The 12826-nt window shown below is 35.3% G+C and carries 12 protein-coding genes, 1 pseudogene and 1 riboswitch; of the genes and pseudogenes, 3 read left to right on the top strand and 10 right to left on the bottom strand.

Features of this window, described 5'->3' with window-relative positions; translation table 11 throughout:
- Positions 1-64: 64 nt before the first annotated feature.
- From MHH96_RS17730 to MHH96_RS17695, 8 genes are all read right to left on the bottom strand, one after another.
- A complete protein-coding gene (locus MHH96_RS17730) occupies positions 65-1087 on the bottom strand; it encodes an STAS domain-containing protein (RefSeq protein WP_341117783.1) in 1023 nt (340 codons plus the stop codon).
- Between the two features lie 67 nt (positions 1088-1154).
- Positions 1155-1745 carry a branched-chain amino acid aminotransferase gene (locus MHH96_RS17725; RefSeq protein ID WP_341117782.1) on the bottom strand — a complete coding sequence of 197 codons (591 nt, stop codon included), beginning with the start codon at positions 1743-1745 and terminating at the stop codon, positions 1155-1157.
- 150 nt (positions 1746-1895) lie between these two features.
- Entirely contained in the window at positions 1896-3233 is a 1338-nt protein-coding gene (locus MHH96_RS17720) for a DEAD/DEAH box helicase (protein ID WP_061798801.1), read from the bottom strand.
- 156 nt (positions 3234-3389) lie between these two features.
- Positions 3390-4448: an undecaprenyldiphospho-muramoylpentapeptide beta-N-acetylglucosaminyltransferase gene (locus MHH96_RS17715; RefSeq protein WP_061798803.1), complete on the bottom strand. Its 1059-nt coding sequence runs from the start codon at positions 4446-4448 to the stop codon at positions 3390-3392.
- A gap of 97 nt (positions 4449-4545) precedes the next feature.
- A complete protein-coding gene (locus MHH96_RS17710; protein ID WP_047943460.1) occupies positions 4546-5346 on the bottom strand; it encodes a Cof-type HAD-IIB family hydrolase in 801 nt (266 codons plus the stop codon).
- Positions 5347-5448: 102 nt separating this feature from the next.
- Positions 5449-6429: a ring-cleaving dioxygenase gene (locus MHH96_RS17705; protein ID WP_061798805.1), complete on the bottom strand. Its 981-nt coding sequence runs from the start codon at positions 6427-6429 to the stop codon at positions 5449-5451.
- A gap of 146 nt (positions 6430-6575) precedes the next feature.
- Entirely contained in the window at positions 6576-7331 is a 756-nt protein-coding gene (locus MHH96_RS17700) for an exodeoxyribonuclease III (RefSeq protein ID WP_061798807.1), read from the bottom strand.
- Between the two features lie 220 nt (positions 7332-7551).
- Positions 7552-8316 carry an MBL fold metallo-hydrolase gene (locus MHH96_RS17695; protein ID WP_061798812.1) on the bottom strand — a complete coding sequence of 255 codons (765 nt, stop codon included), beginning with the start codon at positions 8314-8316 and terminating at the stop codon, positions 7552-7554.
- A 178-nt stretch (positions 8317-8494) separates the two neighbouring features.
- Positions 8495-8651, top strand: a riboswitch (FMN riboswitch).
- A 412-nt stretch (positions 8652-9063) separates the two neighbouring features.
- Here MHH96_RS17695 and ribE point away from each other — a divergent pair.
- From ribE to ribH, 3 genes and pseudogenes are all read left to right on the top strand, one after another.
- Positions 9064-9717, top strand: a complete 654-nt coding sequence (ribE, locus tag MHH96_RS17690; RefSeq protein WP_061798814.1) for a riboflavin synthase — start codon at positions 9064-9066, stop codon at positions 9715-9717.
- 31 nt (positions 9718-9748) lie between these two features.
- Positions 9749-10339: pseudogene (gene ribB / locus MHH96_RS17685) on the top strand (3,4-dihydroxy-2-butanone-4-phosphate synthase); the annotation flags it as partial.
- Positions 10340-10369: 30 nt separating this feature from the next.
- On the top strand, positions 10370-10843 hold the full coding sequence (gene ribH, locus MHH96_RS17680) for a 6,7-dimethyl-8-ribityllumazine synthase (RefSeq protein ID WP_061798816.1): 474 nt from the start codon (positions 10370-10372) through the stop codon (positions 10841-10843).
- A gap of 57 nt (positions 10844-10900) precedes the next feature.
- On the opposite strand, the gene chrA is transcribed toward ribH, so the two are convergent.
- Both chrA and MHH96_RS17670 read right to left on the bottom strand, forming a co-directional pair.
- Positions 10901-12103 (bottom strand): chromate efflux transporter, encoded by a 1203-nt coding sequence (gene chrA / locus MHH96_RS17675; RefSeq protein ID WP_061798819.1) that lies wholly within the window; start codon positions 12101-12103, stop codon positions 10901-10903.
- Between the two features lie 156 nt (positions 12104-12259).
- Positions 12260-12703, bottom strand: a complete 444-nt coding sequence (locus tag MHH96_RS17670) for a CoxG family protein (RefSeq protein WP_328282887.1) — start codon at positions 12701-12703, stop codon at positions 12260-12262.
- Positions 12704-12826: the final 123 nt, after the last annotated feature.

Genomic DNA, 12826 nt, shown 5'->3' with positions numbered 1-12826 from the left:
TCGCTTAGCAGAAAGGTTAATTCTCCTATGCTATGGGGATGGATAACTCTTATACTTCGTTGACTCAGGGTTGTTTCTCAATCCGATAGCCAAGTGCTTCAATTGCATACTCAATACCTTGTTCTAATGTTGCAAAGGTATGGATATCTTTTAAATCTACACCTGATTGGATAATTTGCACACTTAAATCTGGATTAATTCCTACGAGGACGCATTCCCCGCCAATTAATTCAATTGCCTTAACCAATTCTTGCAGTCGGAAAATAATAAACTGATCGAATTCGCTTATTCCCGTTAAATCAAGAAGTAAATAACTTGCTCGACGTTCGGAAAATTCCTGCAAACCTTTTTGCAGTAAATCTTCAAAACGCTCTTCATTAAATTTCCCGATTAGAGGAATGGCTAGGATGCCCTTCATAACAGGCATGACTGGTGTAGATAAATGCCTGATCAAAGTGGATAGCTCTTTCGTCCGATTCTCAACCATTGTTTCTAATTCTGTAATGTATTTTGTTTCTTTCCCTCTTGCTAGTTCATGGACACTTTGATGGGGAGTATGGTCAGAAACGAATATGTTTAATTCATCATATTCATCTCCCCTCGTTTGACTTTTAGTTAACTCATACCACATCTTCTCTTTAAATAGTCCGCTAAAAACACCTGCCCAATGACTCGGTAATAAAACAGCAGATTGGTTTGGATTTAAAGATTGGAAGATTCGGTGCTCCCATGAATTTTTCAAACGTACCGTTACCGTTTGCTTGTCTTTGTTAAACGCTGTTATCGTTACATTTCCCCAGCCCGCACTGGAATATATTTCACTATATTTCTTGATAATTTCTTCAATGGAAAAGCGATTTTGATAATAATCATTTACTAATAGCCCCATCCGGAAACCAGTTGTCTCAAAAACGGCGTTAGATGCATCAGGACCAGAAATTTCCATGATAGTACTTAAAAATATTTCAAATGCATTATCCCAAAATAAAAGAGCCGATGCGCCATCAAAATGGAAAACACCGTTTTCGCTATTCCATGAAAATTCACTGGATTCGATCTGAATTTTTTGATTTGATTCTTTTGTCAAACCTCTCCCTCGCTTTCATACATTCGTAAATGTTTCTAATTCTATCTGGTATTAAAACAAAAAAGTACTATGCGGATAATTTTTCGTTTAAAGAAAATAAAAATAAATAAGCTAATTTTAACGCATCGCCGATTTGCATTTCTTTATGGAAGCCATTGATTTTTTCTAACGGGAAATTGACATCCCAAACTCCATCGTTACCATTGAACATTAAATGGAAAGACGTATCATCTCCTGTTAGTTGATTCTCCATAAATGCTCGAATTTCTTTTTCTGTTTTTTTAGGACTCTTTAATCCACATAAAACTTCATAGGTACCAAAAACAGAATCGACTTCTAAGGACATTGAATCGACAGAGACAATGTCAAATGCTTTTGTCTCTACATAGAGATAAATGTCTATATTTCTCTCTAAATAGTCTACAGTATCCTCAAGAATCCTTTCTTGAGCGTTTTCCTGCACAACTTCGTCTGTTTCTTTATTGGCAAGCTCCATATATAAATCAGAAAAGCGCTCAGCTGTCTGTTCCATCACCATATGATCGTCCGCAAGGCCAACTTTTCTAACATAATTCATTTCCTCTTCGAAAAGAACTACTTTCCCTCCGTTTTGTGATTTGCACTCTTCTATATACTTATTCATTTCGTTTTTTAACAATGGAATGAACTCCTTTCTCTATACAATTGTTTCTTTTTTATATTTTTGTCTGGTGGAAAAACCACCTTTGGAACTAAGAATTAGGGTAATACGCTTAAAATTCTCCCTTTAAATCCTTAAAAGGACCTTCAAGCAAATCGCATGCCTTCTTTATCTTTTTCCATTTCGTTTTTTAGGTTTCGCCCATTTTTTTGTTGGAGATTGGGTTGAATTTCCCCTATGTTTATTATTTGTTGAAAGTGGCTTACGCTTATTGTCACTCCCCTTTTTTTCTGATGGAGACGAACGAAAATCTTCGCCCTTATTTTTTGTATGGCTTTGTTTTTTGTAAGACTTTTTAGCTGGTTGTGATTCTTCCCTTTTTTTAGTTGAATCTTTCTTTTTGGGTTGCTGTATTTTTTCAATTTTTATATCTAATTGATTCTCTATTGAATCTAACAATGGTCTATCATCAGATGAATAAAAGGTAACCGCATATCCTTCTGTACCAGCTCTTCCTGTTCTGCCGATTCGGTGGACATAAGACTCCGCATCTTGAGGAATATCATAATTATATACATGTGTAATTCCATCAATATCTAAGCCTCTTGCTGCTACATCTGTCGCAATTAACAATTGAAATTTTCCATCGCGAAATGCTTTCATTACTTGCTCTCTTTTTGTCTGCGATAAATCTCCGTGTAATTGGCCACAGCTAAATTTATTTGCAAGTAATACTTCGTATAATTTAGTTACACGACGTTTCGTACGGCAGAAAATGACTGCCATATACGGATTCGCTTCCTTCACTAAGGTCATTAATGTACCTTGCTTGGCACGATCAGTTGTATGTATACTAACTTGCTTAACGGTTTTTGCAGGTCCTTGTTTTGCTTCAACAGTAAAATAGTCGGCATTTTTCGTATATTTCTTCGCAAGCTTTTCGACTTCCTTTGAAATAGTCGCAGAAAATAGCATTGTTTGTCTTGATTCAGGGATACGTCGTATAATATAGCTAATCTCCTCTAAAAAGCCAATATGAAGCATTTGATCTGCTTCATCTAATACAAAATAGGAGATTTTGCTTAAGTCGATTGTTCCTCGTTTTATATGGTCAATTAATCTACCTGGTGTCGCTACGACTATGGAAACGTCTTTTTGTAAGACTTTCAATTGTTTTTCGACATCTTGTCCCCCATATACAGCAAGAACATTTATTGCTTCTTGTTTCATTTTCATGATTTCATTTGTTATTTGAATAGCAAGTTCTCTAGTTGGTGTTAAGATTAGAGTTTGAATATGATTTGCATCGATACTCATTTTTTCTAAAATCGGCAATATAAAAGCAAAAGTCTTTCCTGTACCTGTTTGTGCTTGTGCGATTACATCACTACCTTTAAGGAGCGGTGTAATAACCTTTGCTTGAATAGGGGTTGGCTGTTTTATTCCTTGTTTATGGAGTTTTTCTATGATTGTTGAAGACAATCCAATGTCTGTAAATGATTGCATGGATTTTACCTACTTTCCGTTCAAATATACGAATTCCATTTTCTTATTTTGGCTTTTTCTATCAAAATTATCAAGTGAAATCATCTTCTGCATAATGAAAAAGACTACAAGTAGAGAGGAAGATGCAAACTCTACCTATAGCCTGATACATGTATATTAATAGCGATTTAATTCTTTTATAATTTCTTCTAAAGCATTTTTGCTTTTGTTCTTTTCCATCTTTTCTGTCATACGTTGCTTGTTTTCTTGCATTTGTTTTAAGGTATGAAGAAAATGCTCTTTTGTTAATGATTCCTCTTCTATCATATAGGAGTAACCATTTTCCGTAAAGACCTTCCCATTTAATATTTGATCTCCTCTGCTTTGCTGTTTGGTTAATGGAATAATAAGCATAGGAATTTTTAAGGCAAGAAATTCAAAAATAGAATTAGATCCGCCTCTCGTAATAACGAATTCTGTAACTGCTAGGATATCAGCTAATTCATTATAGACATACTCAAATTGTTTGTATCCATTTATCCCTGCATGCTCTTCTGAAAGATTTCCTTTCCCACATAGATGCACAATTTGATAGGATTGTAATAATGTATCTAAATTATCTCGAACGATTTCATTTATTTTCTTTGCCCCTAAGCTGCCCCCCATAATCGTAAGAATCGGCTTTTGACTAGTAAAACCAAGGAATAGTTTCCCTTTAGAGGCAGATCCAGTTAATATTTCTTTTCGAATTGGAGAACCGATTGCTTTGCTTTTTTCTTTTGGCAGATAATGTAAGGTTTCATCAAAAGATGTAAAAATTTTCGAAGCAAAACGGACAGATAACTTATTAGCTAAACCGGGTGTTAGATCACTCTCATGAAGAATGACAGGGATTTTCAATTGACGGGCTGCGATGACAACAGGTACAGATACAAATCCACCTTTTGAGAAAACAACATTTGGTTTGATTTTCTTTAAAATTTTTCTTGCGTCATAACAGCCTTTCATTACTTTGAATATATCTTTTATATTTTCTTTTGATAAATATCTTCTTAATTTGCCACTCGAAATAGAATAATATGGGATGTCAATCTTTTCGATTAAGTCCTTTTCAATACCCGCTTTACTGCCAATATACGAAATATCCCAGTCCTGTTTATTTAATTCATTTATGATAGCGATATTAGGGGTAACGTGGCCGGCAGATCCCCCGCCTGTAAACACAATTTTCTTCAAAGTAGATTCGACTCCTATTCTTCGTATCGATTTTCACAGCGAAAAAGCCAGAAGTTAGTATAGAGATCCCGGCTTTAACTAGTCTAATATATGATGGTTACACTAATTTCAGAATCTTTTCAATGGCGTATGCAAACCCATCCTCATTATTACTTTTAGTGACGTCACTTGCTCTTTTTTTGATTTCTTCAGGAGCATTTTCCATGGCAAAAGATCTTGTTGATACTTCAAATTGTGTAATATCATTACCTCCATCACCAAAGGAGTAAATCTCATTAAAAGTAAGATTCCGAAGTTTTTCATACCGTCTTATCGCTTTCCCTTTTTGTGCTTCACTTGATGTGATTTCACAGTTGTTGGGAAAAGAAGAGGAAAACGAAATAGTCTCATATTTTCTAAGCACTTCTTTAACGTGATCGATTTTGTCTAGTTGTGTTTCATCGACAACGGCGATTAACTTATAAATTTTTACATCCTTTAAATGCAGGATCGCTTCATAATCTTGTTGATCAAAGAGTGCTTGAATCTCATCCCAAGATTTGCCGCGAAGCATTGGCAATGTTCCTGGAAATCCACCTTGATTCGTATAAACTAGAACTCCTACTTCCAAGTTTTGTAATGCTTTAAGCAAAGTTTGATATAAATCAATGGAAATTTGTGTTTCATATAATAGCTTTCCTGTTTGGTCATACATCATGCTGCCATTTAAACAAAAAATGGGAAGTTCTAATTCTTTTACGCCGTCTACTTTAATAACATCTGCGTATTGACGTCCTGTATTTAAAATTACTTCTATATGTTCATCCTTTAATTTCTGGATAATCGTGCGATTTGCTTCAGATATTTGATGATGGTCATCTAGTAAGGTACCATCTAAATCTATTGATACGCATTTCATTATTCGTTTTTCCCCCTAGTAATTCTAACAATTGTTTTCTTTCAATATTGTAGCATATTTGCATACTGCTTTGTCTTTTCCGTTTATCGTTTCGGTTAGCTATTACTTTTCTTTTCTACGTGTTTCTAATGGTTCTAGGATTGCCTCAATATCTAACCGCTTAGACTCTAAAAATGGTGGAAGGGCAAGAGATTCACCTAAATGTTCTAGATCTTCGTCTGTCGCAAATCCAGGACCATCTGTGGCAATTTCAAACAAGATTCCATTCGGATCTCTAAAATACAGTGATTTAAAATAAAAACGATCTACATATCCTGAGTTTTGAAAGCGAGCATTATTCACCTTTTCAATCCAATAATAAAGTTCTTCCTCATTATCCGCTCGTAAAGCTACATGATGAACGCCACCTCTGCCAAGACGCTGCACTTTCAAATCATTTCGCTCCTCTAGATGAATCTCCGCCCCAGAGCCACCCTCACCTGTTTCGAATACCAGAATAGGTGGTTGATTCTCCATAGTGGATGGATACGAAGTTTTTAAGCGGAATCCAAGTAAATCAGTTAAAACGCTAATAGTTGCTTCTGGACGTCTTACCGTTAATTGTACTGGTCCAAGACCTGTAATCGCAAACTCTGCTGGTATAGAACTCTTTGCCCAAGGTATACCAGCCTTCACCCCATTATCGTTTTCATCAGATACTAAAAAGAACCGTTGTGTTTCAAAATCTCTAAATTCTAATGTTAATCTGCCTGCTCTCTCTAGGATTTCTCCGTGTTTAACATTGTATTCTTCGAACCGTTTTAGCCAAAATTCTAATGCTTTATCACATGGAACACGTAAAGAAGTAGCAGAAATACTGCTTACTCCTTCTCTATTAAGAGCCATATGGGGAATTTCAAAAAATGTTAGTTCTGTTCCTGGTCTGCCTTGCTCATCCCCATAAAATAAATGATAAACAGAGGGGTTATCTTGATTGACTGTTTTCTTTATGAGCCGTAGACCTAAAATATTTGTATAAAAAGAGTGATTTTCTTTTGCTTTTGCCGTCATCGCAGAAACGTGATGAATTCCTTTTAAATTCATTTGCGGTTTGCTCCTTCTAAATTATGTATAATGAAAAGGATTTAATTTTATTTTAACTGGATTGATATCTGCATACCAAAAAAGGGCATCTGTACCATATTTGTTTCCTGACATGATAGTATAATAAAGATGCCCTGTTCATTAAATTATATTTCTAAATCAAGTTGTACAGGACAATGATCGCTTCCCATTATATCACAATGAATAGTTACATCTTGGATTCGCTCCTTTAATAGGTTAGAAACGATAAAATAGTCAATACGCCAGCCAATATTTCTTTCTCTTACTTTCGCCATATAACTCCACCATGTGTAGACATCTGTTCGCTCTGGGTATAGATATCGAAAGCTATCAACAAACCCTAATTCAAGTAAGCTTGTCATTTCGTTTCTTTCTTCTGACGTGAATCCCGAGTTTCCAATATTCGGCTTCGGATTTTTCAAATCTATCTCTTGGTGAGCCACATTTAAATCCCCACAATAAATAACAGGTTTAATACCTTCTAATGATAATATATAGTTCTTTAGTTGTTTTTCCCATTCAACACGATAAGATAATCTGCTTAAATCTCGCTTTGAATTAGGGGTATATACATTCAGTAGGAAGAAGTCTTTAAATTCCAAGGTAATGGCTCTTCCTTCCACTTCCTCAAAGTCTTCCCCAATGCCATATTGAACAGAAAGGGGCTTTTTCTTTGTAAAAACGGCTGTTCCTGAATAGCCCTTTCTTTCTGCATAATTCCAAAACTGATGATAGCCTTCTAATTCAAGTTTAATTTGTCCTTCTTGTAACTTTGTCTCTTGAAGACAAAAGATATCTGCATCTATTTGCTGGAAAAAATCAAGAAAGCCTTTTTTAACACAAGCTCTTATTCCATTAACATTCCAAGTTACTAATTTCATGTAATTTACTCCTAACTATATCAATCTTCTAATTATTAAGGGTATCATGAAATAGCTATTCATTAAAGGATTATATCTTGGCAGAAAATGACGCTGTAGACCATCTCAAAATGTTAGAGAAAAATAAAAAGACAAATCGATTTTTCCTAATCATCTATAAATAGGAATGGAAAAATAATGATTTGTCTATTTTTAGTTTACATAACTTTATTATGATAAATTAAATTTCTTTTACTAAATTCTCTGTACTATACTGATAAAGAAGTTCCCTAATTCCCTGCCTTATTTCAGCCCCATACATTGGCATACCATGTCCTGTATATAAAGTCTGCGGTTCTAGCGCTAATAGCTTTTCTATTGATTGGAAGCTAGTATTTATATCTGGTGTAAAGTATGCTGGTGGGCCATGAATCTTTTTTTTCTGAGTTAAAACGGCAAATAATGACTCTTGTTTTACTGTAATCAGTGCATCCCCTGCTAGAAGCAGCCGATCTTTTTCTCTAAATAAGGAAATATGTCCTTCCGTGTGTCCTGGCGTATGAATCCATTTCCAATCATCTAAATATGGTAAGGAACTAGTACTTGAAATAGGCCTGATACTGGAATGAAAATCAATGCCATCTCGCGGGTAAAATGGTGAAAGAAAGGACATCATCCCTTTTTCCCTTAATGGTGTAGGTGGAGGATATTTCTTCTTGCTTTCTAAATAGGGAATTTCTTTTTCATGTATATATACAGGAACATTCCATTTCTTAACGAGTGTTTGTAATGCGCCGATATGATCAAAATGAGCATGAGTTAGAATGATTGCTAATGGTTTCTTTCCCTTGAAAAGTTGATTTGTATTTTTCAAAATAAATGGCGCAGAATAAGGAACGCCTGTATCGATAAGTACCCACTCATCCTTCCTAGCTCCTAATCCAGCTATATATGCTATATTTGCAATTGCTGTACGATAGCCAAAAACATTTTCTGCAATTTTCATTTTTGTGCCTCCACTTTTTCTTTTAGTATGACCAATTCAATAAAAGAAACACCTTATTGAGATTATTTTTCCCTTTACTAGAAGTGCAAATATTGTACTTGAAAGAAAATATTTGATAATTAAAAGGAAAAGGTGTACGATACAGTTAATTAAATAGTTATGATTACACATTATGTGTGATCGCCTTCGGGGTCGGGTGAAATTCCCAACCGGCGGTGATGAGTGGACGTAAAACTCTAAGCCCGTGACCCGTTTTATAAGAGTTAAATTTATAAAACGGTGGATTTGGTGAGAAACCAAAGCCGACAGTAAAGTCTGGATGGGAGAAGGCAAATAACAATAAACAAAATGGTATGATTGATAGAATCAAAAGAATGAATGACTCACCTTTCTTTTTCTGTTTTTCTATAGATATATTTTGTTGTATTTGAGGTGCTGTAATAAGGGTATTCACAGCTGAAGTAATTTCTTCTAAATATACTGAATCTTAGATGGATCTTTTTTCGAAAAGAATGGTGAATTGTCCATTGACAGCGTTATTTACAAACAACAATCTATAAAAAACAGCTATTCTATCGTCCACCACGTTTATTTAAGTATGTATTTGACCCCGTATATGTTTATTATACGGGGTTTTATTTTGTATTTTTTATGGATTTTAAGAGTATTTTTTTGTCACCATAAAAATGATTGACCCCTTGCTATTTAAGAGCTATAAATACAATCTGCAGAAAGGAGGAATTTCCATTGTTTACTGGATTAGTCGAAGAATTAGGCGTTGTAAAGCATAGTAAAAAGACGGGGCACACTATTTCTATAACGATTCAAGCAGAACAGATTCTCGAGGATATGAAAATTGGTGACAGCATTGCCGTAAATGGGGTTTGTCTAACAGTTACTGCCTTCCGTGATTGTTTGTTTACAGTCGATGTTATGCCAAACACGTTTAACGATACGACTTTAAGGCTTCTAAATAGTGGCACAATTGTTAATTTAGAACGAGCAATGGCTGCAAATGGAAGGTTTGGCGGGCACTTTGTGTCTGGGCATGTTGATTGTACGGGCATGATTATATCAACAAAAAAAATAGAAAATAGTACATTAGTTGAAATTCAGATACCAGAGGATCAAATATACCTCGTAATGGATAAAGGATCTATTACCATTGATGGAACGAGTTTAACGATTTTCCAAACGACTCCAACCTCTATTTTTGTATCACTCATCCCGCATACTTCCAAGGTAAGCGTGATTGGGAATAAACGAAAAGGTGAACTAGTGAATATCGAATTTGATCTTTTAGCTAAGTATTTTTATTCCTTTATGAATAGAGACAAAGATCCAGGTATAAAAAAAGACTCACCATTAACTGTTTCATTTTTAAGGGAAAATGGTTTTTAATCATAAATTTATTAACGAAAGGAAGAAAACGATGTTTGATTCCATAGAAGATGCATTAAACGATTTAAAAAATGGCAAAGTGGTGATTGTTTGCGATGACGAAGATCGTGAAAATGAAGGAGATTTTATCGGATTGGCAGATCATGTTACACCAGAAATGATCAATTTCATGGCAAAAGAGGGTCGCGGTCTAATCTGTGTCCCTATTCAACAAGCTTTAGCAGATAGACTACACCTCCCTCCTATGGTTACTAATAGTACTGATCCGAGAAGCACTGCCTTTACGATCAGTATCGACCATAAAGAGACAACAACAGGAATTAGTGCATATGAACGAGCTTTTACTATAAGCAAAATGGTCGATTCAGACGCTAAAGCTGATGACTTTACAAGACCTGGTCACATCTTTCCTCTCATTGCAAAGGATGGCGGTGTGCTAAATCGCAATGGACATACGGAAGCTGCTGTTGACTTAGCGATACTAGCAGGTGCTAATCCCGCTGGAGTGATTGTGGAAGTATTAAAGGAAGACGGAACAATGGCAAGAGTGAATGATTTAAAGCAAATCGCTGAAGAATTTGCTTTGAAAATGATTACGATTCAAGATTTAATTCAATACCGACAAAATTTATTACAAAAGGTGGAATAAAGAATGAAACAAGTATTTGAAGGAAATTTAATTGGAACTGATTTAAAAATCGGGATTGTTGTATCCCGTTTTAATGAATTTATTACAACAAGACTTTTATCTGGAGCAGAAGATGCATTAAATCGACATGGCGTAAACGAGGATAAAATCTCTGTTATGTGGGTGCCTGGTGTATATGAAATTCCCTTAGCAGCCAAAAAAATGGCCGCGTCCGGTAATTATGATGCTATTATTACATTAGGTACTGTTATTCGAGGTGCAACACCTCATTTTGACTACGTAAGCAATGAAGTAGCAAAAGGAGTAGCAAACGTTTCGTTAAGTACAGAAATACCTGTTATCTTTGGAGTTCTTACAACAGAAAACATCGAGCAAGCAATTGAACGAGCAGGTACAAAAGCTGGAAATAAAGGCTGGGAAGCTGCCGTTAATGCAATTGAAATGGGAAATTTATATAATCAATTAACTCAAGCTTAAAAAATACCAAAAAACCTATAAACGAGGCTCTCTCGTTTATAGGTTTCTTTAGCAATACTATATCGGTAAATAAGTAAGCAGGATCCCCCCTAATGTACCCGTCATAACAACAATCCATGGCGGCAGTTTCCAATAAACTAACATCGAAAATAAAATGGCTGCAAAAGCAAAATCACTCGCATCTGAGATACTGCTTGTCCAAATTGGCTGGTAAAAAGCTGAGATTAGAATACCAACAACCGCAGCATTTACCCCCATTAAGGCCCCTTGAATTTTTGGATTTTTTCTGATGAAATTCCAGAATGGCAGTGTTCCTACAATTAATAAAAAGGCTGGCAAGAAGATAGCGAATGTCGCGAGTAGTCCCCCTGCCCACCCATTTAAGACGGTTCCGATATAGGCAGCAAATGTAAACAATGGACCAGGAACTGCCTGGGTTGCACCATATCCAGCAAGGAATGCTTCTTCACTCAACCATCCACCTGGGACAAATTCACGCTCTAAAAGTGGCAATACTACATGTCCTCCTCCAAACACTAAAGAGCCAGATCGATAAAAACTATCAAACATAGCAATCCATTGGTATGAAAATATCTCGCGAATTATCGGTAAAAGAAACAGAAGGGAAAAAAATAAGATCAAAGAAACACATGCTAGTTGTCTTGAAATCGGAAAAGAAATATCTCTATGATTTTGTTGTCTTGCTTGCTGCCTATAAAGAAAATAACTAATGATAGCTGATAAAATAATTACTCCTACCTGAGAAAAAACACTTTGCCATAAAAGAGTAAGTACTAATGCAAAAAGTGCAATCGTCTTTCTTTTTAGATCTGGAGTTAAGTTCTTTGCCATACCTAGTATCGCATGGGCCACAATGGCAGCAGCAACTATTTTTAGCCCATGTATCCAACCTGCATTCCCTATGTCTAATCCCTTTAGTATACTAGCAAAGATCATCAGAGCAATTACAGAAGGAAATGTAAATCCTAAAAAAGAAATAATCCCACCGAGGAGTCCTCCCCGTAAAATTCCTATCCCTATCCCCACCTGACTGCTTGCCGGACCAGGCATGAATTGACTAAGGGCTACTAAATCAGCATAGCTTTTCTCATCCATCCATTTCCTTCGACTTACATACTCATCGTAAAAATAGCCTAAATGTGCAATGGGTCCACCAAATGATGTCAATCCTAGCTTTATAGAAATAAGGAAAATTTCTAAAAAATTTGTCCTATGCTTCGATTGTTGTCCTTTTTTCAATGATAAACCTCCCAATTAATTAGTAACCTTTATCATAAAGGACGAAGCTTATTTAACCAAGGATGGAAAAGAAAAATTTACATAAAATTTAGAAAAGCATTAAATGATTAAAAGAATGCTCCTTTATCACTTAACGCTTTAGTTAACATAATGAAATTATTGTAAATCCTCAATGGCTTTACTAACTGCAATTGTCAATTCTTCTGCGATTTCTTCTAGCTTTGGCTCCATAAGATTATTTGTTATAGTAGGAAAAGTACCTGTTGAATTAATTTCTAAATAGCCTGTCATTTTCGTATAATTGGCATCCTTTACCTCTACCATAAAATAGCCATTTCCTGTAAAATGATCATTAATTCCTTCTAAGTCAAAGGTAACCTTTGTAGGTTCTTTCCACTCTAATATCGTTACTTTCATTTCTACTTTTTTCTTAAAAAGCCCCATATCAATTTTAAATTCCCAAGTTGATACTGTATCGTTGATGATTTCATGGTTCACATATCCTGGTACTAATGGTGCCCAGTTGTTCATGGAGCGAACAAAATTCCAAACTTTTTTTGCATTTGCATGGACGATAATTGAATGCTTTTTACTTGGCATCAAAAACACTTCCCTTATCTTTCATTGACAGACTTATTCTTGCTTTTATCGTCTTCCTTTTCCGTTCTAGCAAATATAAGAGGTTGTTTTTTACTATAACATCATGGATATATATATGCTGTC

This window comes from Niallia sp. FSL K6-0212 (assembly GCF_038007605.1).
Classification (GTDB): domain Bacteria; phylum Bacillota; class Bacilli; order Bacillales; family Cytobacillaceae; genus Niallia; species Niallia circulans.
This window is presented reverse-complemented; position numbering and strand designations above follow the sequence as displayed.

What these genes read in the sequence shown, in the direction of transcription:
- MHH96_RS17720 (WP_061798801.1), bottom strand. Translation starts at nt 3,233, where the DNA reads ATGCAATCATTTACAGACATTGGATTGTCTTCAACAATCATAGAAAAA.
- MHH96_RS17710 (WP_047943460.1), bottom strand. Translation starts at nt 5,346, where the DNA reads ATGAAATGCGTATCAATAGATTTAGATGGTACCTTACTAGATGACCAT.
- MHH96_RS17705 (WP_061798805.1), bottom strand. Translation starts at nt 6,429, where the DNA reads ATGAATTTAAAAGGAATTCATCACGTTTCTGCGATGACGGCAAAAGCA.
- MHH96_RS17700 (WP_061798807.1), bottom strand. Translation starts at nt 7,331, where the DNA reads ATGAAATTAGTAACTTGGAATGTTAATGGAATAAGAGCTTGTGTTAAA.
- MHH96_RS17695 (WP_061798812.1), bottom strand. Translation starts at nt 8,316, where the DNA reads ATGAAAATTGCAGAAAATGTTTTTGGCTATCGTACAGCAATTGCAAAT.
- ribH (WP_061798816.1), top strand. Translation starts at nt 10,370, where the DNA reads ATGAAACAAGTATTTGAAGGAAATTTAATTGGAACTGATTTAAAAATC.
- MHH96_RS17670 (WP_328282887.1), bottom strand. Translation starts at nt 12,703, where the DNA reads ATGCCAAGTAAAAAGCATTCAATTATCGTCCATGCAAATGCAAAAAAA.